The sequence below is a fragment of the Streptomyces niveiscabiei genome (assembly GCF_033794345.1).
GTDB classification, from domain to species: domain Bacteria; phylum Actinomycetota; class Actinomycetes; order Streptomycetales; family Streptomycetaceae; genus Streptomyces; species Streptomyces niveiscabiei.
Genome location: NZ_JARAYJ010000047.1, coordinates 1 through 22,834 on the forward strand (window position 1 = coordinate 1; position 22,834 = coordinate 22,834).

General features: G+C 71.3%; 22 protein-coding genes and 1 tRNA gene. 10 read left to right on the forward strand and 13 right to left on the reverse strand.

Going from position 1 to position 22,834, the window contains the following annotated elements; all coding sequences use genetic code 11:
• Positions 1 to 156: 156 nt before the first annotated feature.
• Entirely contained in the window at positions 157 to 477 is a 321-nt protein-coding gene (locus PV682_RS38635) for a hypothetical protein (protein WP_319736841.1), read from the forward strand.
• A gap of 452 nt (positions 478 to 929) precedes the next feature.
• On the opposite strand, the gene PV682_RS38640 is transcribed toward PV682_RS38635, so the two are convergent.
• The 3 genes from PV682_RS38640 to PV682_RS38650 all read right to left on the reverse strand — a co-directional run bounded on the left by PV682_RS38640 (position 930) and on the right by PV682_RS38650 (position 2,950).
• Positions 930 to 1,003, reverse strand: a tRNA-Pro gene (locus PV682_RS38640).
• 41 nt (positions 1,004 to 1,044) lie between these two features.
• Positions 1,045 to 1,830, reverse strand: a complete 786-nt coding sequence (locus PV682_RS38645) for a Pr6Pr family membrane protein (protein ID WP_319736843.1) — start codon at positions 1,828 to 1,830, stop codon at positions 1,045 to 1,047.
• 193 nt (positions 1,831 to 2,023) lie between these two features.
• Positions 2,024 to 2,950, reverse strand: a complete 927-nt coding sequence (locus PV682_RS38650) for a metallophosphoesterase (RefSeq protein WP_112476072.1) — start codon at positions 2,948 to 2,950, stop codon at positions 2,024 to 2,026.
• 96 nt (positions 2,951 to 3,046) lie between these two features.
• Here PV682_RS38650 and PV682_RS38655 point away from each other — a divergent pair, with 96 nt between their 5' ends.
• Complete coding sequence (locus PV682_RS38655) at positions 3,047 to 3,511, forward strand: GatB/YqeY domain-containing protein (RefSeq protein ID WP_319736846.1); 465 nt, start codon at positions 3,047 to 3,049, stop codon at positions 3,509 to 3,511.
• 164 nt (positions 3,512 to 3,675) lie between these two features.
• Here PV682_RS38655 and PV682_RS38660 read toward each other — a convergent pair whose 3' ends face one another.
• Positions 3,676 to 6,015 carry a transglycosylase domain-containing protein gene (locus PV682_RS38660; RefSeq protein WP_319736848.1) on the reverse strand — a complete coding sequence of 780 codons (2,340 nt, stop codon included), beginning with the start codon at positions 6,013 to 6,015 and terminating at the stop codon, positions 3,676 to 3,678.
• A gap of 522 nt (positions 6,016 to 6,537) precedes the next feature.
• Here PV682_RS38660 and PV682_RS38665 point away from each other — a divergent pair.
• Positions 6,538 to 6,897: a WhiB family transcriptional regulator gene (locus tag PV682_RS38665; RefSeq protein ID WP_055721889.1), complete on the forward strand. Its 360-nt coding sequence runs from the start codon at positions 6,538 to 6,540 to the stop codon at positions 6,895 to 6,897.
• A 290-nt stretch (positions 6,898 to 7,187) separates the two neighbouring features.
• Here the strand turns inward: PV682_RS38665 and PV682_RS38670 are convergent, their stop codons facing one another.
• Positions 7,188 to 8,729 carry an ArsA family ATPase gene (locus PV682_RS38670; protein WP_319736851.1) on the reverse strand — a complete coding sequence of 514 codons (1,542 nt, stop codon included), beginning with the start codon at positions 8,727 to 8,729 and terminating at the stop codon, positions 7,188 to 7,190.
• Complete coding sequence (locus PV682_RS38675; RefSeq protein ID WP_319736854.1) at positions 8,726 to 9,703, reverse strand: ArsA family ATPase; 978 nt, start codon at positions 9,701 to 9,703, stop codon at positions 8,726 to 8,728. The genes PV682_RS38670 and PV682_RS38675 overlap by 4 nt, the downstream gene beginning before the upstream one ends.
• Positions 9,704 to 9,832: 129 nt before the next feature.
• Between PV682_RS38675 and PV682_RS38680 the strand changes: the two genes are divergently transcribed.
• The 4 genes from PV682_RS38680 to PV682_RS38695 all read left to right on the forward strand — a co-directional run bounded on the left by PV682_RS38680 (position 9,833) and on the right by PV682_RS38695 (position 12,283).
• Positions 9,833 to 9,988 (forward strand): DUF4177 domain-containing protein, encoded by a 156-nt coding sequence (locus tag PV682_RS38680; protein WP_010350935.1) that lies wholly within the window; start codon positions 9,833 to 9,835, stop codon positions 9,986 to 9,988.
• Positions 9,985 to 10,449 (forward strand): RidA family protein, encoded by a 465-nt coding sequence (locus PV682_RS38685; RefSeq protein ID WP_319736856.1) that lies wholly within the window; start codon positions 9,985 to 9,987, stop codon positions 10,447 to 10,449. The genes PV682_RS38680 and PV682_RS38685 overlap by 4 nt, the downstream gene beginning before the upstream one ends.
• A gap of 137 nt (positions 10,450 to 10,586) precedes the next feature.
• Entirely contained in the window at positions 10,587 to 11,456 is an 870-nt protein-coding gene (locus PV682_RS38690) for an NUDIX hydrolase (protein ID WP_319736857.1), read from the forward strand.
• Positions 11,453 to 12,283 (forward strand): MBL fold metallo-hydrolase, encoded by an 831-nt coding sequence (locus tag PV682_RS38695; protein WP_319736858.1) that lies wholly within the window; start codon positions 11,453 to 11,455, stop codon positions 12,281 to 12,283. The genes PV682_RS38690 and PV682_RS38695 overlap by 4 nt, the downstream gene beginning before the upstream one ends.
• On the opposite strand, the gene PV682_RS38700 is transcribed toward PV682_RS38695, so the two are convergent.
• Both PV682_RS38700 and PV682_RS38705 read right to left on the reverse strand, forming a co-directional pair.
• A complete protein-coding gene (locus PV682_RS38700) occupies positions 12,280 to 13,095 on the reverse strand; it encodes a nucleotidyltransferase domain-containing protein (protein WP_319736859.1) in 816 nt (271 codons plus the stop codon). The two genes, PV682_RS38695 and PV682_RS38700, sit on opposite strands and share 4 nt — an antisense overlap.
• A 156-nt stretch (positions 13,096 to 13,251) precedes the next feature.
• Positions 13,252 to 13,926, reverse strand: a complete 675-nt coding sequence (locus PV682_RS38705; protein ID WP_010350941.1) for a Crp/Fnr family transcriptional regulator — start codon at positions 13,924 to 13,926, stop codon at positions 13,252 to 13,254.
• 329 nt (positions 13,927 to 14,255) lie between these two features.
• Between PV682_RS38705 and nth the strand changes: the two genes are divergently transcribed.
• From nth to PV682_RS38720, 3 genes are all read left to right on the forward strand, one after another.
• Entirely contained in the window at positions 14,256 to 15,089 is an 834-nt protein-coding gene (nth, locus tag PV682_RS38710; protein ID WP_319736860.1) for an endonuclease III, read from the forward strand.
• Positions 15,090 to 15,266: 177 nt separating this feature from the next.
• Positions 15,267 to 15,971: an NUDIX hydrolase gene (locus tag PV682_RS38715; protein ID WP_319736861.1), complete on the forward strand. Its 705-nt coding sequence runs from the start codon at positions 15,267 to 15,269 to the stop codon at positions 15,969 to 15,971.
• A 116-nt stretch (positions 15,972 to 16,087) separates the two neighbouring features.
• Positions 16,088 to 17,287 (forward strand): MarP family serine protease, encoded by a 1,200-nt coding sequence (locus PV682_RS38720; RefSeq protein WP_319736862.1) that lies wholly within the window; start codon positions 16,088 to 16,090, stop codon positions 17,285 to 17,287.
• 25 nt (positions 17,288 to 17,312) lie between these two features.
• Here the strand turns inward: PV682_RS38720 and PV682_RS38725 are convergent, their stop codons facing one another.
• From PV682_RS38725 to acs, 5 genes are all read right to left on the reverse strand, one after another.
• Positions 17,313 to 17,495: a hypothetical protein gene (locus PV682_RS38725; protein ID WP_079056939.1), complete on the reverse strand. Its 183-nt coding sequence runs from the start codon at positions 17,493 to 17,495 to the stop codon at positions 17,313 to 17,315.
• Between the two features lie 160 nt (positions 17,496 to 17,655).
• Positions 17,656 to 18,585, reverse strand: coding sequence for an alpha/beta fold hydrolase (locus PV682_RS38730; protein WP_319736863.1), 930 nt, complete (start codon positions 18,583 to 18,585; stop codon positions 17,656 to 17,658).
• A complete protein-coding gene (locus tag PV682_RS38735) occupies positions 18,582 to 19,070 on the reverse strand; it encodes a phage holin family protein (RefSeq protein ID WP_319736864.1) in 489 nt (162 codons plus the stop codon). The genes PV682_RS38730 and PV682_RS38735 overlap by 4 nt, the downstream gene beginning before the upstream one ends.
• A gap of 53 nt (positions 19,071 to 19,123) precedes the next feature.
• Positions 19,124 to 20,536, reverse strand: a complete 1,413-nt coding sequence (gene nhaA / locus PV682_RS38740; protein ID WP_319736866.1) for a Na+/H+ antiporter NhaA — start codon at positions 20,534 to 20,536, stop codon at positions 19,124 to 19,126.
• 198 nt (positions 20,537 to 20,734) lie between these two features.
• On the reverse strand, positions 20,735 to 22,690 hold the full coding sequence (gene acs / locus PV682_RS38745; protein ID WP_319736867.1) for an acetate--CoA ligase: 1,956 nt from the start codon (positions 22,688 to 22,690) through the stop codon (positions 20,735 to 20,737).
• Between the last annotated feature and the right edge of the window lie 144 nt (positions 22,691 to 22,834).

The window sequence follows — 22,834 nt, forward strand, 5'->3', positions numbered from 1 at the left end:
GGACCGTGTCCGTGCCGCACCCCCACACCCTGCGCCGTCTGCTCGTCCAGCTCGACGGCAACGCCCTGGACCGGGCCATCGGCGCCTTCCTCACCGCCCGCGCCACCCCGGCCGGCCCCGGACTGCGGGCGATCGCTGTTGGCGGCAAGGCCCTGCGTGGCTCGCGCACCCACGTCACCGGGCACGTCACCCTGCTCGCAGCGCTGGACCACGCCGGTCACGTCCTGGCCCAGCGCCAGGTCGCCGACAAGAGCAACGCGATCCCCGCCTTCCGGCCCTGCCGGCAGCGTCGACCTGACCGACACGGTCATCACCGCCGACGCGCTGCACACCCAGCACGCTCACGGCACCTTCCTGCGCGAGCGCGGTGCCCACCACATCGCGCAGGCCAAGGCCAACCATCCCGGCCTCTTCGACCGCGTCCGCCGTCTGCCCTGGCGCGAGATCACGCTCGACCACGCGAAGGCCCTGCGGTAGGCGGCGTCTTGACTTCGGATGCCGCCGACCGAGGCTCGCCCGGCACCAGTTACGGACGGTCGGAATGATGGCCGTGCTCCAGATAGAAGCGCCCCGCGTCGGTGATCTTCGCCTGCCACCTCCCCTCCTTCCGGGGCATGGTCACCAGGCCCGGTCCTTGAGCGCGCGAGCCGTGAGGGCGAGCTCGGGGCTGTCTGACGTGACGGGGCCGGTTCCGTCCCCGACTCGGGTGAGGAGTGAGAGTTGCCGATCGTTCAACGGAGATCACCGATGCATGACGATCGTCGTACCGTCTGCGGACTCCCTACGACAAGCCTTGGGTAGACCTCTGGCCCGGAGCCACAGGGAGTCGGGGTCTGAAGATCCCCCTACGTCGGCTCCCAAAACGGGTCCGCACAACAAGTTAGGCCTGTGCTGATCTCTCAGCACAGGCCTAACCTGGTCAAACACTGTCGGGGTGGCGGGATTTGAACCCACGACCTCTTCGTCCCGAACGAAGCGCGCTGCCAAGCTGCGCTACACCCCGATGTCGCTGCGAACCTTCTTGCTGCGGCGACGTCGTTAACTTTAGCCCACGGGCGGCTGGAGACGAAATCCGGTTTTGGGGTGGGGGCGGATGGGGTTGGGGCGGGTGTGGTCGAGGGCGGTGAGGAGGAGGGAGAGGGCGTAGATGGCGAGGCCGAGGAGGAGGGCGTTGGCGAGGGTGTGCCGGTAGCCGTCGGCCGCCGCGTCGAGGAAGGGGTAGAGGTAGCGGCCGGGAGAGCCGGCCGCGAGGAGGTGGCCCCGGGCCAGCGTGAAGCCCAGGTACAGCAGCGGATACACCAGCCACGACGCCGCCTGCCGCAACCGCAGCCGCGCCGGCGGCGTCAGCAGCAGCCAGTCGAGGACGGCCGCGGCCGGGATCGCCGTGTGCAGGAGGTGGGACGCGACCGCGTGCCACCCGCCCGTGCCGCCGGTCAGCGGCGTGGCCTGCGCGTTGTGCGCGAGCAGCAGGTGGTACGTCAGCGCGCCGGTCACCGTGTAGAGGAGCGCCGCCCCCGTCACGGCCCCCGGCAGCGGACGCCGCGCCGTCCACGCGCGCCGCGCCGACAGCGCCGTCACCAGCGCCAGCACCAACGTGCTCTGTACGGAGAACCGGCTCAGTACGGTCAAGGGGTCGCCCAGCGCGACCGCCATCCCCACGCTCCCCGCCGCCGCCCCGGCCAGCAGCAGCCGCAGCACCGCGGCGAGGGGCCGCCGTACCGGCGCGACCACGGCAGCCGCCGGGACGTGCGAGACGTACGAGGGGAAGAGCGCGTGCGTACGGGGGATCGCCGGCAGGTCGGGGATGTCCCGGGGTATCGGAGCGGTCATGCCCCCAAGCTAGGGAAACCGGGCATACGGGGCGATCGGGGTGGGCCGAGTGAGGGACACGGTACGACGAGATGCTGTACGAAAATATGCCAAGCCTTCTCGAAGCCGAAGCCGAAGCCGAAGCCGAAGCCGAAGCCGAAGCCGAAGCCGAAGCCGAAGCCGAAGCCGAAGCCGCCCCCCGCCCCAGAGCCCCCTACTCCCGCCCCACCAACGTCAACAACGTGACCTCCGGCGGACAAGCAAACCTCACCGGCGTATACCGATTAGTCCCACACCCCGCCGACACATGCATGTACGCCGTCCGCTCCCCGACCGTATGCGTCGACAACCCCTTCACCCGCCCCGCATCCAGATCACAGTTGGTCACCAGCGCCCCGTAGAACGGCACGCACAACTGCCCCCCATGCGTATGCCCCGCGAGGATCAGCGGATAGTCATCGGCGGTGAAGGAATCCAGCACCCGCAGATACGGCGCATGCACCACCCCCATCGAGAAGTCCGCGGAGCCGGACGGCCCCCCGGCGACCCGCTCGTACCGGTCCCGCCGGATGTGCGGATCGTCGAGCCCGGTCAGCTCGATGGAGACCCCGTCGATCTTCAGGACGCCCCGCGTGTTCGTGAGGTCGAGCCACCCGGCCCCGTCGAACCCGTCCCGCAGGCTCTCCCAGTCGATGTGGACGACGTCGACGGCGGGCGCGTTGCCGTTCAGCCCGTGCCGGCCGCTGGCCTTCTCGAAGAGGTACTTCGCGGGATTGCGCAGCCGGGGCCCGTAGTAGTCGTTGGACCCGAAGACGTAGGCGCCCGGGAACTCCATCAGCGGCCCGAGCGCGTCCAGCGTCTCGGGGATGCCGTCGGGGTCGGAGAGGTTGTCGCCGGTGTTGATGACGAAGTCGGGCCGCAGCCCGGCGAGCGACCGCAGCCACCGCTGCTTCTTGCGCTGCCCGCCGACCATGTGGATGTCGGAGACCTGGAGCACCCGCAGGGGCCGCATCCCCGGCGGCAGCACCGGTACGGTCACCCGTCGCAGCCGGAACGAACGGGCCTCGAACCCGGCGGAGTAGGCCAGTCCGGCGGCGCCAACCGCCGCGATTCCCAAGGGGACTCCATAACGCGCGCGCATACCCCCATCGTGTCAGACCCGACCGTGACCCTTGACCACACGCCCCCCGCGTAATAGGGAAGCCCCTTTCTTCCCGCACCTGCCACAATCGACGTCATGACCACGCTCAAGTCCAAGCTCCAGGAAGACCTCAACACCGCGATCAAGGCCCGCGACGAGCTGCGCTCCTCGACGCTGCGCCTCACGCTCACCGCGATCACGAAGGAGGAGGTCGCGGGTACGGAGAAGCGCGAGCTCTCCGACGACGAGGTCCTCACGGTGCTCGCCCGCGAGGCGAAGAAGCGCCGGGAGGCGGCGGAGGCGTTCGCGCAGGGCGGCCGGGCGGAGCAGGCGGCGCGGGAGAAGGAGGAGGGCGAGGTCCTCGCCGAGTACCTCCCCAAGCAGCTGAGCGACGAGGAGCTGACGGAGATCGTCACGGCGGCGGTCGCCGAGGCCAAGGCGTCCGGCGCGGAGGGCCCCCGCGCGATGGGCGCGGTCATGAAGCTCGTCAACCCGAAGGTCGCGGGCCTCGCGGAGGGCGGCCGGGTCGCGGCGACGGTCAAGAAGCTCCTGGCAAGCTGACCGACCCCGGCCGCGTTCCAGGGCCGGCACCGGCCGAAACCCCGGCCGCGTTCCCGAGCCGGCACCAGCCGAAACCCCGGCGACCTCACGACAAAGGGCGCCCTCATCCCCGTACCGATCCGTACGCGGATGAGGGCGCCCTTTCGCAGGTCAGTGGCCCGGTGTCAGTTCCTGCCCCCGTTGCCGTTGCCGTTGTTGCCGCGGAACAGGCCCTCGGGGAGGCCCGTGATCGTCGGCGTCGGGAAGTCGCCGTTCGAGCCGCCGTTGTTGGAGCCGCCGGACGCCCCGCCGGCCGAGGTGTTCGCGCCGGTCGTGCCGCCGCCGATCAGGCCGCCGAGGAAACCGCCGTCGTTGTCGCCGTTGTTGTTGTCGTTGCCCCGGCCGTTCCCGTTGCCCCGGCCCTTGCCGCCGTTGTTGCCCCGGTCGAGGCCGCTGCCCGGGATGGTGACCGTCTTGAAGTCGGGGGAGTCCTTGCCGGAGAGGGCGCCGGTCATGGCGTCCTTCCAGATCGGGCCGGGGGTGTCGCCGCCGTAGACGAGGGAGTGGTACTCGCCGCCGATCCAGATGCGCTCCATCTCGACCTTCTGGGTGGCGCTGCCGACCCAGACCGCGCCGGAGAGGTTCGGGGTGTAGCCGACGAACCAGGCGTTCTTGCGGGAGTCGGTGGTACCGGTCTTGCCCGCGTTGGCGCGGTCCTTGAGGCCGGCCGTCTTACCGGTACCGGAGTCGACCACCCCGCTGAGCAGCGTGTTGATCGTGTCGGCGGTCTTCTCGCTCATCGCCCGCGAGCAGGTGGACTTCGGCACGTCGAGGGACTTCTTCGTGTTCCCGACGGTCTGCGTGATCGACTCGATGGCGACCGGCGTGCAGTACATCCCGCGCGAGGCGAACGCGGCGTACGCGCTGGCCATGGTCAGCGGGGAGAGACCGGTGGAACCGAGGGTCATGGACGACGGCACCTCGGGAACCTTGTCGCCGTTGCCCTGCACCACTCCGAGGCCGTCGATCATCTTGGACACCGGGCACATGCCGACGTCCTCCAGCATCTGCACGAAGTACGTGTTGACGGAGAGCTCCATCGCCTTGCGCAGGTCGTACGGGCCGACCTCGGACTCGCTCTCGTTCTCCACCGTGTCGTCCCCGGTGTTGCGCCAGTCCTTGCCGCTGCACGTGGAGACCCGCTCCGGGTACGGCATGTCGAACGGCGCCGGGTACACCTGGTTCGCCGGCTTGCCGTCCTCCAGCGCCGCCGCCGCGAGGAACGGCTTGAACGTCGAACCCGTCGGCCAGCCGAAGTTGGAGCCGCCGTACGCCGAGTCGACCGAGTAGTTGTACTCCGTCTCGTTCTTGCCGTAGCCGTACGGCTTCGACTGGCCCATGCCGAGGATCTTGCCGGTGCCGGGCTCGACGAGGGTGACGGCCGTCGCGACCTTGTCGGACTGGTAGACGTGGTCCTTGATCGAGTCCTGCACGGACTCCTGGGCCTGCGGGTCCAGGGTCGTACGGATCGTCAGGCCGCCCTGGTTCCAGACCTTCGCGCGGTCCTCCTTGGTCTTGCCGAAGACCGGGTCGGTGAGGAAGACCTTCTCGACGTACTTGCAGAAGAACCCGGCGCCCTTGACGGCGGTGATGCAGCCGTTCTTCGGCTGGGTGACCTTCAGGCCCAGCGGCGCGGCCTTCGCCTTGTCGGCGTCCGCCTGTGAGACGTCGCCGAGCTGGGCCATGCGCTGGATCACGACGTTGCGGCGCAGGGTCGCCTGCTTCTCGTCGTTGATCGGGTCGTACAGGCTCGGCGACTGGACGATGCCCGCGAGCAGCGCCGACTCCTGGAGGTTCAGGTCCTTCGCGTGCTTGGAGAAGTACCGCTGGGAGGCGGCCTCCACGCCGTACGCCTGCTGGCCGAAGAACGTGATGTTGAGGTAGTTCTCCAGGATCTTCTTCTTGCCCAGCTCCTCCTCGACCTGGATCGCGTACTTCAGCTCGCGGATCTTGCGGCCGATCGTCTGCTGGGTGGCCTCGGCGACCTTGGTCGGGTCGTCGCCGGCCTCCTCGACGAAGACGTTCTTCACGTACTGCTGGGTCAGCGTCGAGGCGCCCTCCGAGACGCCGCCGCTCTGCGCGTTCTTGTTCAGCGCGCGCAGGATGCCCTTCAGGTCGACCGCGCCGTGCTGGTAGAAGCGCGAGTCCTCGATCGCGACGATCGCCTTCTGCATGTACGGCGAGATGTCCTTGAGGTCGACGACCGTGCGGTCGCGCGAGTACACGGACGCGATCCGGTTGCCCTCGGCGTCCAGGATCGAGGTGCGCTGGCTGAGCGGGGGCGTCTTCAGGTTGGCCGGGAGCTCGTCGAACGACTCCACCGACCCCTTCGCGGCGAGGCCCAGCGCGCCGACGGCCGGCAGGGCGATCCCCGCCAGGACCGCGCCCGACAGGACACTGACACCGAGGAACTTGGCGGCCTGCTGCGTCGTGGACAGACCACCGCCCGAGCGCTTCTTTGGCATGCACGCCAGCCTAATCCGTCGTTCCGGGGCTTCCGGCGGTGCGGGCGGGGGTGAGGCTGTTCGGGGCGGGATTGTGACATGGGGGTGTGACGGCGACGTGTGGTGGTCGTGGGGGGCGCACGACCGGCTCACTCATTCTCCGGACACGCGCGCAGGCATTGGCCTAAGCTGTTCTCACGAGTCACGGCGACAGGGCCTCGTATCAATACGTCCAGCGACCCCGAATCGTTCTGGAAATCCCGGAGTTTTTCTCCGGGGGCGTGCCCGAATCCGCCTCGTGTGTCACGCGGCGTCCGTTGTGACACCAGTGAACCGCCCCCATTCGCCGGGAAAGTCACGTATGTCGCGGGCTCACTCGCTCGGGTGATCTGCCGGATGCGCATAGTCCGTTCGGGCCATTCAAGATTGGGCCCGAAGGGGGTGTTGCGCTGTGCCCACCTTCCGTAACGTCCTCAACTGGCGGCGGTGAATATGCCGCTGCCGCCGTGGGGGAGCCTCGATTCGGGAGAGGACGGCGCCGGTATGGGCTGGGTAACCGACTGGAGTGCGCAGGCTGCCTGCCGCACTACTGATCCGGATGAACTGTTCGTTCAGGGAGCAGCGCAGAACAGGGCCAAGGCGGTGTGCACCGGTTGCCCGGTACGCACGGAATGCCTGGCCGACGCGCTCGACAACCGCGTGGAGTTCGGCGTGTGGGGAGGGATGACGGAGCGTGAACGGCGGGCCCTGCTGCGCCGCCGGCCGACCGTCACCTCCTGGCGCAGGCTCCTGGAGACCGCACGCTCGGAGTACGAGCGCGGCACGCCGGGCGTCGTGAGCGTCGCCGGGGTCGTCGCACTCGACGACGACCGGGTGTACGAGAGCTACGCGGCGGTGGGATAGCCGCCGGAGTACGTGGCCGGAGTACGTGAGCCGGGGGTTCTCGTGGGCCCTGCGGTGAGCGTTCCCCGGTGCGTGGACCTCGCGGTCCGCCTGCCGTTGTCGTCGATGTGCTCTGACGTGCGGTGACGTGCGCTGAATTCCTTCCGAGCCGAGTCGGGGGTTCGATTCTCGGCTCGGGGTTTTCAGCTTTCGCGCGCCGGCTGTGCACGGAGCCGGCGCGACGCCGGTGCCCGCGCCCGGGTACGGGGCCCGCGCCCCGCTGCGCGCCGACGCCCGCGCGTCCGCCCGCCTCAGCCCACGGAGTGCTCCGTGTCCTCCGGCAGCTCCGGGCGGTTCGCCGCGAGGCGTACGCCGATGTCGCGCAGGCCCGCCAGGTCGTGGACGTCACCGGGGAGCGCGGCGACCTCGGCGACCGCGACCTCGGGGTGGAGCGCGGTGAAGCGGTCACGCGTGCGCTGCTCGCGGGAGAGCAGGTGCATACGGTTCGCGTGCAGGCGCAGCAGGCCTGCGGTGAGCCGGTCGATGGAACGCTCCGCGTCGACGCCGGTGGGGGAACCGTCGTCGGAGGCCGGGGCGTCGCCGGAGGCGGTGACGGGATCTGGAGCCGTGGCTGTGGCTGTGGCGTCGGACACGGGGGAATCCGAACTGCCGCGTGGGTCGGGAGAGTTACGTAGGTCAGCCTTCCCGGGGTCCTGATCCACAATGCGGGCGGGGCCAAGATTTTCCGCGCCGGGTTCGGGTGAGCGGAGGGTGTTCGACGGGTCGGCGGCCTGGGGGAGCGCGGCGTCGGTGCCGGTGTCCTGGGGCAGGCCCGCCTCCAGGACCTCCGCCGCGCTCAGCGCCCGCTCCGCCGAGAGGTGGGCCGCGCCGCTGCCGTGCACCCGGTTGAGGACGAGGCCGGCCAGCGGCATGTCCTCGGCGGCGAGGCGCTCGACGAAGTACGCGGCCTCCCGCAGGGCGTCCCGCTCGGGCGCGGCGACGACCAGGAACGCCGTACCGGGGGCCTGGAGGAGTTTGTACGTCGCGTCCGCGCGCGTACGGAAGCCGCCGAACATGGAGTCCATCGCGGCGACGAACGTCTGGACGTCCTTGAGGAGCTGCCCGCCGAGGAGCTTGCCCAGCGCGCCGGTCATCATCGACATGCCGACGTTCAGGAACTTCATCCCCGCGCGTCCGCCGACCTTCGCGGGCGCCAGCAGCACCCGGATCAGCTTGCCGTCCAGGAACGACCCGAGCCGCTTGGGGGCGTCGAGGAAATCCAGCGCGGACCGCGAGGGCGGCGTGTCGACGACGATGAGGTCCCACTCGTCCCGCGAGCGCAGCTGCCCCAGCTTCTCCATCGCCATGTACTCCTGCGTACCGGCGAACCCCGCGGACAGCGACTGGTAGAAGGGGTTCCCCAGGATCGCGGCGGCCCGCTCGGGGTCCGCGTGCGCCTCGACGATCTCGTCGAACGTGCGCTTCATGTCGAGCATCATGGCGTGCAGTTCGCCGCCCCCCTCGACGCCCTTCACCCGCCGGGGGGTGTTGTCGAGGGAGTCGATGCCCATCGACTGCGCGAGCCTGCGCGCGGGGTCGATGGTCAGCACGACCACCTTCCGCCCCCGCTCGGCGGCCCGCAGCCCGAGCGCGGCGGCGGTCGTGGTCTTCCCGACCCCGCCGGAACCGCAGCACACGACGATGCGGGTCTTCGGATCGTCGAGCAGGGGGTCGACGTCCAGGACGCGGACGGAGGAGATCCGGCGGGGGGCGTCGTGGGCGGCGCGGTCGGCCGGTCCGCCCTCGGCGCTCGCCGTACCGCTCGCGGCGCGGTCGGCCGGGTGCGTGCTCATGCGATCCCCTGCTTCCGCAGCTCGGTGGCGAGTTCGTAGAGGCCCGCCAGGTCCATGCCCTCGGAGAGGAGCGGGAGTTCGTGGGCCGGGAGGCCCAGGTCCGCGAGGACCGTGCGCTGGTCCTGCTCCAGGCGGTGGCGCTCCGCGTACTCCGCGGCCTGCGCCAGGAGGGGGGTGACGAGCTTCTCCGCGTTGCCCCCTCGGCGCGCTCCGCCCAGGCCCGCCGAGGACAGGGACCGCGCGACGGAGGAACGCGCGGCGCCGTCCACGAGTTCCAGGCCGGCGGCGTCCAGCACCTCCGGCCGGACCATGTTGACGACGACCCGGCCGACCGGCAGCCGCGCGGCGCGCAGCTCGGCGATGCCGTCGGCGGTCTCCTGGACCGGCATCTCCTCCAGGAGCGTCACCAGATGCACGGCGGTCTCCGGGGACTTCAGCACCCGCATGACGGCCTGCGCCTGATTGTGTATCGGCCCGATCCGCGCGAGCCCGGCGACCTCGTCGTTCACGTTCAGGAACCGCGTCACCCGCCCGGTCGGCGGCGCGTCCATGACGACGTAGTCGTACGCGAACCGCCCGAACTTGTCCTTGCGCCGCACCGCCTCGCACGCTTTGCCGGTCAGCAGGACGTCCCGCAGACCCGGCGCGACCGTCGTCGCGAAGTCGATCGCGCCGAGCTTCTTCAGCGCCCGCCCCGCGCTGCCGAGCTTGTAGAACATCTGGAGGTAGTCCAGCAGGGCCAGTTCGGGGTCGATGGCCAGCGCGTACACCTCCCCGCCCCCGGGCGCGACGGCGATCTTCCGCTCCTCGTACGGAAGCGCCTCCGTCTCGAAGAGCTGCGCGATGCCCTGCCGGCCCTCGACCTCGACGAGAAGCGTCCGCTTCCCTTCCCTCGCGAGGGCCAGCGCGAGGGCCGCGGCGACCGTCGTCTTTCCGGTCCCGCCCTTGCCGCTGACGACCTGGAGCCTGCTCACGTCTTCGAGCGTAACCACTCGGCGCCCGGACCAATCAGCAGGCTGTGGATAACCGGTACGACAGTCGCATGAACCGCTCGTCCCCAGCCTGTGGACAACCCCCTCCCCGCATGCGGATACAGTCGCCCCATGACCAAGTGGGAATACGCGACCGTGCCCCTTCTCGTGCACGCGACCAAGCAGATTCTGGACACCTGGGGCGAGGACGGCTGGGAGCTGGTCCAGGTCGTGCCCGGACCCAACCCCGAGCAGCTGGTGGCCTACCTGAAGCGGGCCAAGGCGTGAGCGCCGTAGAGGACCGGATCGCCGAACTGGGCCTGGCCCTCCCGGACGTCGTCCCGCCGCTCGCCGCCTACCAGCCCGCCGTGCGCACGGGCGCGTACGTCTTCACCTCCGGCCAGCTCCCCCTGGTCGACGGCAAGCTGCCCGTCACCGGCAAGGTCGGCGCCGAGGTCACCGCCGAGGAGGCCAAGGAGCTCGCCGCGCGCTGCGCGCTGAACGGCCTGGCCGCCGTCAAGTCCGTGATCGGCGACCTGGACCGGATCGTCCGCGTCGTGAAGGTCGTCGGGTTCGTCGCCTCAGCCCCGGACTTCACCGGCCAGCCCGGTGTGATCAACGGCACGAGCGAACTGCTCGGCGAGATCCTCGGCGACAAGGGCGTGCACGCGCGCAGCGCGGTCGGCGTCGCGGTGCTCCCGCTGGACGCGCCGGTCGAGGTCGAGTTCCTGGTCGAGGTCCGCGACTGACACCCCACGGCCGGCGGACACCTCCCGGCCGACGGACCCCCCGCGCGCGAGCCGGGGGGTTTGCGCATGTCCGGCGCCCGCCGCCCGCCTCCCTGGCCCCTCTCGAACATTCGCTCCCCACCGGATAGCCTCCGCCCATGGCGAATGGGCAGTGGTTCCCACCGGACTGGCCGGACCGCATCCGCGCGCTCGCGGACGGCACGCTCACCCCGGTCGCCCCCAGACGCGCGGCCACCGTCATGCTCCTCAAGGACACCCCCGCCGGCCCCGCCGTCCACATGCTGCGCCGCCGTACGTCGATGGCGTTCGCCGCGGGCGCGTACGCGTACCCCGGCGGCGGCGTCGACCCCCGGGACGACGACCGCACGGTCCGCTGGGCGGGCCCTTCGCGCGCGTGGTGGGCCGAGCGGCTCGGCACGGACGGGGCGACGGCCCAGGCGATCGTCTGCGCGGCCGTGCGCGAGACGTACGAGGAGGCCGGCGTCCTGCTCGCGGGCCCGGCCGCCGGAACGGTGATCGAGGACACCACCGGCGACGACTGGGAGGCCGACAGAGCGGCCCTGGTGGCCCGTGAGCTGTCGTTCGCGGAGTTCCTGGACAACAGGGGCCTCGTGCTGCGCTCGGACCTCCTGGGGGCCTGGACGCGGTGGATCACCCCCGAGTTCGAACCCCGGCGCTACGACACGTGGTTCTTCGTCGCCGCCCTCCCCAAGGGCCAGCGCACCCGCAACGCCTCCACGGAGGCCGACCGCACGGTCTGGATCCGCCCGGCCGAGGCAGCCGCGTCGTACGACAAGGGCGAGCTGGTGATGATGCCGCCGACCATCGCGACCCTGCGTCAGCTCGCGCCCCACGCGCGCGCCTGCGACGCCCTCGACGCCGCACGCGCGCGCGACCTCACGCCGGTCCTCGCGACCGCCCGCCTCACCGACGGCGAGATCGTCCTGTCCTGGCCGGGCCACGAGGAGTTCACGAAGCGCATCCCGATCCCTGGAGCCCCCGCATGACCCACGCAGGCGCCCTGCCCGGACAGCCGCGCGCAGCGGTCCTCTCCGGGGAGGCCACCCCGCGCGCGGTCAACGTCCTCGCGCCGAACGCCTCCGCGATGACGCTGGACGGCACCAACACGTGGATCGTCGCCGAGCCCGGCTCCGACCTCGCCGTCGTCATCGACCCCGGCCCGCTGGACGACGGCCACCTGCGCGCGGTCATCGACACCGCCGAGCGCGCGGGCCGCCGCATCGCCCTCACCCTCCTCACCCACGGCCACCCCGACCACGCGGAGGGCGCCGCCCGGTTCGCCGAGCTCACGCGTACGCGCGTCCGCGCGCTGGACCCCGCCCTGCGCCTCGGTGACGAGGGCCTCGCGGCCGGCGACGTCATCACGACCGGCGGCCTGGAACTGCGGGTCGTCCCGACGCCCGGCCACACCGCCGACTCCCTCTGCTTCCACCTCCCCGCCGACGGCGCGGTCCTCACCGGCGACACGGTCCTCGGCCGCGGCACGACCGTCGTGGCGCACCCCGACGGCCGCCTCGGCGACTACCTGGACTCCCTGCGCCGCCTCAGATCCCTCACGGTCGACGACGGCGTCCACACCGTCCTCCCCGGTCACGGCCCCGTCCTGGAGGACGCCCAGGGTGCCGTGGAGTTCTACCTGGCCCACCGCGCCCACCGCCTCGCCCAGGTCGAGACAGCCGTCGAGAACGGCCACCGCACCCCCGAGGAGGTCGTCGCCCACGTCTACGCGGACGTCGACCGCTCCCTGTGGCCGGCGGCGCAACTGTCGGTGCGCGCACAGCTGGAGTACCTGCGGGACCACGGACTGATCTAGGGACGCGGGGACTTCACCCCGTGCACGCGCGCGTACTCCTGCGCCAGCCACGGCCCCAGATCGTCCGTGTACTGCGCGAGCGCCTCCGGCGAGTCCGTCGGCTCGTACCCGCGTACGGCCGCCGCCCGGACCTGGTCCCCGCGCGCGGGGTAGTACTCGGCGAACGCCTCCGCCATCTCGTGCAGGTCGCTCGTCCAGCCGTTCCAGCGGGGCATGACGAGGGTGAAGGCGGTGCGGACGAGGTGGCGGGACTGGTGGCGGACCAGGCGCACGCGGGCGCCGGGATCGGTGGCTTCCTCCGCGCGTGTGCGCCAGTGGGGGAGCAGCGTCCCCAGGTCGCCGTTGGTCTCGCGGGCGAGCCGGGAGTCGGGCCGGTAGCCCGGGAGGTACTCGGCGAGGTCGTCGCCCAGGAGCGGGGTGCACAGACAGGCGACGAAGAACCCCATGTCGTAGGTCTCGGCGTCGCTCAGCAGGCGGTCGCGGCCGTACAGGAGAGCACCGGCCCCGTCGATCTCCGGGAACTGCTCATCGAGCCGCTCCCCGAGGTCCCGTACGGCGTCCCAGTCGGCCGGTGACGGGTCCGCGCGCGGGACGATCAGGAGATCCAGGTCGCTGCGTCCCACGCGCGCGGTGCCGCGCGGGATCGAGCCGTACAGGTACGCGCTGTGCAGCCGTGTCCCGAAGAGTTCGAGGATCCCGTCCCTGGCCGCCGCGACGACGGGACGGAACTCGTGCCGCACGCGCGCGAGGGAGCCCTCCCGGGCGATGCGTCCCTGCGCGTCGAGACCTCTGTGGGGGACCGTTTCAGCCATGCGCCCACTGTGGCGCGAGGAACCCCGTCCGGGCAGCTCATTTCGGCCGCGGCCCGGCGGATTCAGCCACGGGGGCCTGTGCGGGCCGCGAACAGCCGTACGGGCCCCGGGAGGCGGGTCGTACCGCGCCAGGCCCTCCAGGGCCCGCTCAGGGCCTCAGCGGGAGCGCTTGGCCAGCCGCTCGACGTCCAGGAGGATCACCGCGCGGGCTTCGAGGCGCAGCCAGCCGCGCTGCGCGAAGTCCGCGAGCGCCTTGTTGACGGTCTCGCGGGACGCGCCGACCAGCTGGGCCAGCTCCTCCTGCGTGAGGTCGTGGACGACGTGGATGCCCTCCTCCGACTGCACGCCGAAGCGGCGCGAGAGGTCGAGCAGCGCCCGCGCGACACGGCCGGGGACGTCGGAGAAGACCAGGTCGGACATCTGGTCGTTGGTCTTGCGCAGGCGCCGCGCGACCGCGCGCAGGAGCGCTCCGGCGACCTCGGGGCGCGCGTTCAGCCAGGGCTGGAGATCGCCGTGGCCGAGACCCAGCAGCTTGACCTCCGTCAGCGCCGTCGCCGTCGCCGTGCGCGGGCCCGGGTCGAACAGCGACAGTTCGCCGATCAGCTCGCCGGGGCCGACCACCGCCAGCATGTTCTCGCGGCCGTCGGGGGAGGTGCGGTGAAGCTTGACCTTGCCCTCGGTGACGACGTAGAGCCGGTCGCCCGGGTCGCCCTCGTGGAACAGGGAGTCACCACGCGCGAGGGTCACCTCACTCATGGAGGCGCGCAGCTCCGCGGCCTGCTCGTCGTCGAGAGCCGCGAAGAGCGGGTTGCGCCGCAGGACGTCGTCCACGAGTTCTCTCCTTGTCGACCTGCTCAGGGGTTCTTGCGCCCCCACGTACCAAGGGGCCCTGGTGCCCATTTTGCCGGACGGTCCAAACAGTGTGATCTGTCACAAGGATGCCGCACACCTGTCCCGGGGTAAGCGGCAGGGGTCCAATCGGGGGCCGCCCACCGGGGGCCGGGGCGGATGTCGGTGCCGGGCTCTAGGCTGGTCGGGAGTCCAAATCGCCGGTGGGAGCGCGGGATGGGGGGAACGGGCGGGCGGTCCCCCCACGGGATTCCGCTGTGGGCGAACAGGACGTCGGGGGGATCTCTGGTGGCGGCACGAAAAGGGCAGACATGACGGAGAAGGCTTCTGTGAAGAAAACGTCCGCAGGCGGGAAAACCGGCGGCGGGAAGACCGAGTCCCGTACGGCGCTCGTGCGCCGGGCCCGCCGGATCAACCGCGAACTCGCCGAGGTCTATCCGTACGCCCACCCCGAACTCGACTTCGAGAACCCTTTCCAGCTCGTCGTCGCGACGGTCCTGTCCGCCCAGACGACCGACCTGCGCGTCAACCAGACCACCCCGGCGCTCTTCGCCAAGTACCCCACGCCCGAGGACCTCGCCGCGGCGAACCCCGAGGAGGTCGAGGAGATCCTCCGCCCCACCGGCTTCTTCCGCGCCAAGACCAAGTCCGTGATCGGCCTCTCCAAGGCGCTCGTCGAGAACTTCGGCGGCGAGGTCCCGGGCCGCCTCGAGGACCTGGTCACCCTCCCCGGCGTCGGCCGCAAGACGGCGTTCGTGGTCCTGGGCAACGCGTACGGCCGTCCCGGCATCACCGTCGACACGCACTTCCAGCGCCTGGTCCGCCGCTTCCGGTGGACGGCGGAGACGGACCCCGAGAAGATCGAGGCCGCGATCGGCGACCTCTTCCCGAAGTCCGACTGGACCGACCTCTCCCACCACGTCATCTGGCACGGCCGCCGCATCTGCCACGCCCGCAAGCCGGCCTGCGGTGCCTGCCCCATCGCCCCCCTCTGCCCCGCGTACGGCGAGGGCGAGACGGACCCCGAGAAGGCCCGCAAGCTCCTCAAGTACGAGAAGGGCGGCTTCCCCGGCCAGCGCCTGAACCCGCCCCGGGCGTACCTGGACGCGGGCGGCAAGGCGGCCCCGCCGCTGGGGAGCGCGTGAGGAGACCCGCGCACCCGGAAGCGGACCCGGAAGGGAACACCGGAAGCGAACCCCGCGTGTCCGGGATGCGGACGCCCACATGATCGGGGCCGAATCCGGGGAGGAGCATCCGCGTGAGGGGAACGATCTCGGGGGTGCCGGGCGTTGGGCAGGGAGAGAGCGGGGGGTGGTGTGGTCGTGCGGCATGTGGAGGGCGACGGGGTGTCGGTGGAGGCCGGTGCAGGTGTCAGTGACGAGGGACTGCCGGAGTGGCTGGAGCCCGTGGCGCGGGCGGTGCGGACGGTCAGGCCGGAGCAGCTGAGCAGGTTCCTGCCGCCGAAGGACGGCGGCGGGCGGCAGTCCGCCGTGCTCATCCTGTTCGGGGAGGGGGAGCGCGGGCCCGAACTGCTGCTGATGGAGCGGGCCGGATCGCTGAGGTCGCACGCGGGACAGCCCTCGTTCCCCGGCGGCGCGCTGGACCCGCAGGACGGCGACCCCCAGGGCGACGGCCCGCTGCGGGCCGCGCTGCGGGAGGCCGAGGAGGAGACGGGGCTCGACCCCGCGGGCGTACAGATCTTCGGCGTGCTCCCCAAGCTGTACATCCCGGTGAGCGGCTTCGTGGTGACGCCCGTGCTGGGCTGGTGGCGCAAACCGAGCCCCGTCGGTGTCGTCGACCCCGCCGAGACGGCCCGCGTCTTCACCGTCCCCGTGGCGGATCTCACCAACCCCGCGCACCGCGCGACGACCGTGCACCCCAGCGGCCACCGGGGCCCGGCATTCCTGGTCGAATCGGCCCTCGTGTGGGGGTTCACGGCGGGCGTGATCGACCGGATCGTCCATTACGCGGGCTGGGAGCTCCCGTGGGACAAGGGCAACGAGGTCCCGCTGGACTGGCGGTCATGACAGGGTGTCCCCCGGACGAGGGACCCCAGGCCGACCCCGGCGGTCGCCCCGTCACAGCGCCGGAACCCCCGGCCGACCCGGAGTGAGGGCGAGTTGAGTAGGCGAGGCGCCGAGCGGTGAACGTGCTGGACATCCTGTTGCTGCTCGCGGCCGTGTGGTTCGCGGTCGTCGGCTACCGCCAGGGCTTCGTCGTCGGCATCCTGTCGGTCGTCGGGTTCCTGGGCGGCGGCCTGGTCGCCGTCTACGTCCTGCCGGTCGTCTGGGACGCCCTGACCGACAGCTCGGAGGTCAGTACGACGGCCGCGGTCGTCGCCGTCGTCGTCGTGATCGTCTGCGCCTCCGTCGGGCAGGCCCTCACCACGCACCTGGGCAGCAAGCTGCGCCGCTACATCACCTGGTCCCCCGCGCGCGTGCTGGACGCGACGGGCGGCGCGCTGGTGAACGTCGCGGCGATGCTGCTGGTGGCCTGGCTGCTGGGCTCGATGCTCGCGCAGACGACGCTGCCGACGCTCGGCAAGGAGGTCCGCGGCTCGAAGGTCCTGCTGGGCGTCTCGGAGACGCTGCCGGTCCAGGCGGACTCCTGGTTCAAGGACTTCACCTCGGTCCTCGCGCAGAACGGCTTCCCGCAGGTCTTCTCCCCGTTCGCGAACGAGCCGATCCGCGAGGTCGACCCCCCGGACCCGGCGCTCGCGGGCAGCCGGGTCGCGGTCGAGGCCAAGCGCTCCATCGTCAAGGTGATGGGGACGGCGGAGAGCTGCGGCAAGGTCCTGGAGGGCACCGGCTTCGTCTTCGGCGAGCGCCGCGTGATGACGAACGCGCACGTCGTGGGCGGCGTCGACGAGCCCACCGTCCAGATAGGCGGTGAGGGCCGCAAGTACGACGCGAAAGTCGTCCTGTACGACTGGAAGCGCGACATCGCCGTCCTGGACGTCCCCGACCTCGACGCGCCCGTGCTGCGCTTCACCACGGACGACGCGGCCAGCGGTGACGGCGCGATCGTCGCCGGCTTCCCCGAGAACGGCGCGTACGACGTACGGGCCGCGCGCATCCGCGGGCGCATCGCGGCGTCCGGCGCCGACATCTACAAGCGCGGCACGGTACGCCGGGACGTGTACTCCCTGTACGCGACGGTCCGTCAGGGCAACTCGGGCGGCCCCCTGCTGACCCCCGAGGGCGAGGTCTACGGCGTCGTCTTCGCGAAGTCCCTCGACGACCCGCAGACGGGGTACGCCCTCACCGCGGACGAGATCCGGCAGGACATCACCGAGGGCCGTACCGCCTCGCAGCAGGTCGACAGCGACAACTGCGCGCTGTAGGCGTCAACGCGGGGGAAGGGCCGGGTCAGCCTCGTGGGTGACGCAGGCGCACCGAGACCCAGCGGGCCCTGCGGCGCAGGATGCGCGGGATGCCCACCCGGAGGTCGCTGCCCGGCAAGTCCGGGTCGCTGCCTCGCTGGTGGGAGCTCAGGCCGTCGGCCGAGCGGCGGTTGCGTGCTGCGTCACTGTAGTCGTGCGTCCAGCCCATACCCCGACGTCTGCCCCCGCCCCAAGGTCGATAACCTCACCGGCGGCGGCCAATCGGCCTATGCGCCGGGCACATGGCCGTTCGTAGGACAAGCGTTCCCGTCCGGATACCGGGCGCATCGGCTCGTACACACACCGATAGTCCAGACCTTTCGGCCATGTCACCGGTCCGGCTCGGGATCCTTCAGCCAGTTGACCAGCTCCGCCGAGAACCCCACCGGGTCCTCCTCGTGCGGGAAGTGGCCGAGCCCGTCGAACAGCCGCCAGCGGTACGGGGCTTCCACGTACTCCGCGCTGCCCGCCGCGCTCCGTGCCCGCGACACCGGGTCGAGGGAGCCGTGCAGATGCAGCGTCGGGACGCGCACCGGGCGCTTCATGCGCCGGTAGAACTGCACCCCGTCGGGCCGCGCGAGGGAGCGCACCAGCCAGCGGTACGGCTCGATGGAGCAGTGCGCGGTGGACGGGATGCACATCGCGCGCCGGTACACCTCCAGCGCCTCCTCGTCCGGCGGCACCGGCCCCGACCACTCCTGGATCAGCTCGCCGACCAGCGCCCCGTCGTCCGCGACGAGCCGCCGCTCGGGCAGCCACGGCCGCTGGAACCCCCAGATGTGGGAACTCGCCGCCGTCTGCTTGACGTCGGCGAGCATCGCGGAGCGCCACCGCCGGGGATGCGGCATCGAGGCGACCGCGAGGCGCCGTACGAGCTTGGGGCGCATCACCGCGGCCGTCCAGGCGAGGTAGCCGCCGAGGTCGTGGCCGACGAGCGCCGCGTCCGGCTCGCCGAGGGAGCGGATGACGCCGGTGATGTCGAGCGCGAGGTTCGCCGGGTCGTAGCCGCGCGGGGTGCGGTCGCTGCCGCCGACGCCGCGCAGGTCGAGCGCGACCGCCCGGAACCCGGCGTCCGCCAGCGCCGTCAGCTGGTGGCGCCACGTCCACCAGAACTGGGGGAAGCCGTGCACCAGCAGGACCAGCGGGCCCTCGCCGGCCTCCGCGATGTGGAAGCGGGCGCCGTTCGCGGCGACGTCGCGATGCGTCCAGGGACCGTCGGGTCGTACCACCGAGGAGGGTGCTGTCGAGGGGTCCGTCATGATGTCGAGCGTGCCACAGCCTCGACGGCCTTCGGGGCTTTGCCCTCGACGAGTTCGGGACGCGGGTGCGGCTTCGCGTTCTGGAGGACGCCGGCGGTCTCCTTCATGGACGCGGCGACCTTCTGCGGGCCCTTGCTCTTCGCGGCCTTCTTCGCCATGGCCACGCCGACCAGCCCGAGCACGACCGCGACCAGCACGTTCGCCGCGAACGACAGCAGGAAGCACACCGCCATGGGCCAGTGGCTCCAGCTGCGGATGCCGTACGCCAGCGCGAAGTTGAGCATCGGCAGCGAGAACAGCAGGACGACGCCGGCGACGGTGAACGCGCCCCCGCTGATCGCCCCCCGCTTCACGTCCCGCTTGAGCTGCGCCTTCGCCAGCGCGATCTCGTCGTGCACCAGCGCGGACATCTCGGCCGTCGCGGAGGCGAACAGCTGTCCGACACTGCGTTCGGCGCCGACCGGGCTGTCGTCGGGTGCGCTCATCGCGTTCTCCCTCGTCCTCTTCACAAGCTCTCGATGTGTACCGTCCCGTCAGATCATGCCGGACGCCCGTCCCCCGCGCCCGTCCCGCCCGGCACTTGTGCGGCCATGTCCCGGGCGATCCGCCGGTGCTCGGCCGCCTTGCGCTCGTGGATCTCCGCCATCCGCAGGTGGTACGCCGGGTCGTCCTGCTCGTACACGTCCGGGATGCCGCTGGCGTCCTCGTCGCGCTCCTCGTCCGCCGCGAGCCGGCGGTACTTCGCGTTGCGCAGCTTCAGCAGGACGGTCGCGCAGCACGCCGAGATCAGCGAGCCGATCAGGACGGCGGCCTTCACCTCGTCCGTGAGCGCCGCGTCCCCGTCGAACGCCAGCTCGCCGATCAGCAGCGACACGGTGAAGCCGATGCCCGCGAGGGACGCCAGCGCGAAGACGTCCGCCCAGGCGAGGTCCTCGCTCAGCGAGGCCCGCGTGAACCGCGCCGTCAGCCACGTCCCCCCGAAGATCCCCAGCGTCTTCCCCACGACCAGACCGAGCACGACACCCAGCGTCTCCGGCTTCCCGAACACGTCCCCGAGCGCCCCGCCCGACACGGTCACCCCCGCACTGAACAGCGCGAACAGGGGTACGGCGAGACCGGCCGACAGCGGCCGTACGAGATGCTCGATCCGCTCGCCCGGCGAACGCCGCTCGCCCTCCCGCGTCGTGCAGCGCAGCATCAGGCCCATCGCGACGCCGGCGACCGTGGCGTGGACGCCGCTGTTGTACATCAGCGCCCAGATGACGACGGCGAGCGGGACGTACACGTACCAGCCCGTCACGCCCTTGCGCAGCAGCACCCGGAACAGGACCAGCCCCGCCACCGCGCCGCCCAGGGCCGCGAAGTTCAGCGAGCCCGTGAAGAACACGGCGATGATCAGGATCGCGAACAGGTCGTCCACGACGGCCAGCGTCAGCAGGAACGCGCGCAGGGAGCTCGGCAGGGACGTCCCGATGACCGCGAGGACGGCCAGCGCGAACGCGATGTCCGTCGCGGTGGGGACGGCCCACCCCACGAGCGAGCCCCCGCCCCCGGCGTTGACGATGGTGTAGACCAATGCCGGTGCCGCCATCCCGCACAGCGCCGCGACGACCGGCAGCGCCGCCGCCCGGGGGTCCTTGAGGTCCCCGGCGACCAGTTCGCGCTTCAGCTCGATGCCGGCGACGAAGAAGAAGACGGCGAGCAGCCCGTCGGCGGCCCAGTGGGCGACGGACAGATCGAGCCCGAGGGCGGACGGGCCGAGGTGGTAGTCGCTGACGTCGGCGTAACTCCCCTTGAGCGCGGGCACGTTGGCCCACACCAGCGCGGCGACGGCAGCCGCGAGCAACAGCACCCCGCCGACGGTCTCGGTCCGCAGCGCGTCCGCCACGAACGTCCGCTCGGACAACGACATCCGCCCGAAGAACTTCCGGGCGTTACGGGGGGCGGTCACGGGGAACCTCCGGTCTCTGGACATGCCGACGGACATGCCGACCAGACTTCCCGGCGCACCTTGACGATCCCCTCCGGGGATCTTGTCGCATCTTTGACGCGACCTTTACCAGGGTACCGAAGGCGGGGGCGGGGAGGCGATCTCGCAGAACGCTCCCGGCACCCTTCTCGGGGCCGGGAGCGTTTCCGCCGGGCGGGGTCAGTCCTCGCTCGGCGCGGCCGGGAGCTTGGCCTGGATGAGGTCCATGACCGTGGAGTCGGTCAGCGTCGTGACGTCGCCCAGTTCACGGTTCTCGGCGACGTCCCGCAGCAGCCGGCGCATGATCTTGCCCGAGCGGGTCTTCGGGAGCTCGGCGACCGGGAGGATGCGCTTCGGCTTGGCGATGGGCCCGAGGGTCGCGCCCACGTGGTCGCGGAGCCCGGAGACCAGGTCCGCGCTCTCCGACGCCGTACCCCGGAGGATGACGAACGCCACGATCGCCTGCCCGGTCGTCTCGTCGGTCGCGCCGACGACCGCCGCCTCGGCGACCGAGGGGTGCGAGACGAGCGCCGACTCCACCTCCGTCGTCGAGATGTTGTGCCCGGACACGAGCATGACGTCGTCCACGCGGCCGAGGAGCCAGATGTCGCCGTCGTCGTCCTTCTTCGCGCCGTCCCCGGCGAAGTACTTGCCCTCGAAGCGGGACCAGTACGTGTCGATGAACCGCTGGTCGTCGCCCCAGATGGTGCGCAGCATGGAGGGCCACGGCTCGGTGAGGACGAGGTAGCCGCCGCCCCCGTTGGGCACCTCGTTGCCCTCGTCGTCGACGACGGTCGCGGAGATCCCCGGCAGCGGCGTCTGCGCGGACCCGGGCTTCGCCTCGGTGACACCGGGCAGCGGCGAGATCATCATCGCGCCGGTCTCGGTCTGCCACCACGTGTCCACGACGGGCGTCTTCTCGGCCCCGATGTTCTTGCGGTACCAGACCCACGCCTCGGGGTTGATGGGCTCGCCCACCGAGCCGAGGACCCGCAGGCTGCTGAGATCGAACTTCGCGGGGATGTCGTCGCCCCACTTCATGAACGTACGGATCGCGGTGGGCGCCGTGTAGAGGATCGACACCTTGTACTTCTGGACGATCTCCCAGAAGCGCCCCTGGTGCGGGGTGTCGGGGGTCCCCTCGTACATGACCTGGGTCGCCCCGTTGGCGAGCGGCCCGTAGACGACGTACGAGTGCCCGGTCACCCAGCCGATGTCGGCGGTGCACCAGTACACGTCGGTCTCGGGCTTGAGGTCGAAGACGGCGTGATGGGTGTACGCCGCCTGGGTGAGGTAGCCGCCGGACGTGTGCAGGATGCCCTTGGGCTTACCCGTGGTACCCGAGGTGTACAGGATGAACAGCGGGTGCTCGGCGTCGAAGGCCTGCGGCGTGTGCTCGGCGGACTGCCGTCCGACGACGTCGTGCCACCACAGGTCGCGGCTGTCGTCCCAGGCGACGTCCTGCCCGGTGCGCCGTACGACGAGGACGTTGCGCACGCCGCCCGCCTTGGCGACCGCGTCGTCCACGGCGGGCTTGAGCGCCGCCGGCTTCCCGCGCCGGTGGCCGCCGTCCGCCGTGATGACGACCTTCGCGTCGGCGTCCTGGATGCGCGTGGCCAGCGCGTCCGCCGAGAAGCCGCCGAAGACCAGCGAGTGCGGGGCGCCGACGCGGGCGCAGGCCAGCATCGCGACCGCCGCCTCGGGGATCATCGGCAGGTAGATCGCGACCCGGTCGCCGGGCTGGACGCCCAGCTCCAGCAGCGCGTTCGCCGCCCTGGAGACCTCGTCCTTCAGCTCGGCGTAGGTGATGGCCCGGCTGTCGCCCGGCTCGCCCTCGAAGTGGATCGCGACCCGGTCGCCCAGGCCGTTCTCGACGTGCCGGTCGACGCAGTTGTACGCGACGTTCAGCGCGCCGTCCGCGAACCACTTCGCGAACGGCGGGTTCGACCAGTCCAGCGTCTCGGTCGGCTCCTCGGCCCAGCTCAGCCGGCGGGCCTGCGCCGCCCAGAAGCCGAGCCTGTCAGCCTTGGCCTGTTCGTACGCCTCGGCCGTGACGTTGGCGGCTGCCGCCAGGTCAGCCGGCGGAGCGAAGCGCCGCTCCTCCCTCAAGAGGTTGGCCAGGCTTTCGTTGCTCACGACATCTCCCTTTCCCAGGGTGTCCGTTGTGTCCCAGGCCACAGCTCATCAGACCCGGGGGGCGATGACAAGGGTCGGCCGATCAATGGTTTAGACCTGTAGGGCTCCAGAACCAGCCGGGTCATCCGTACCCACGGATCTCGG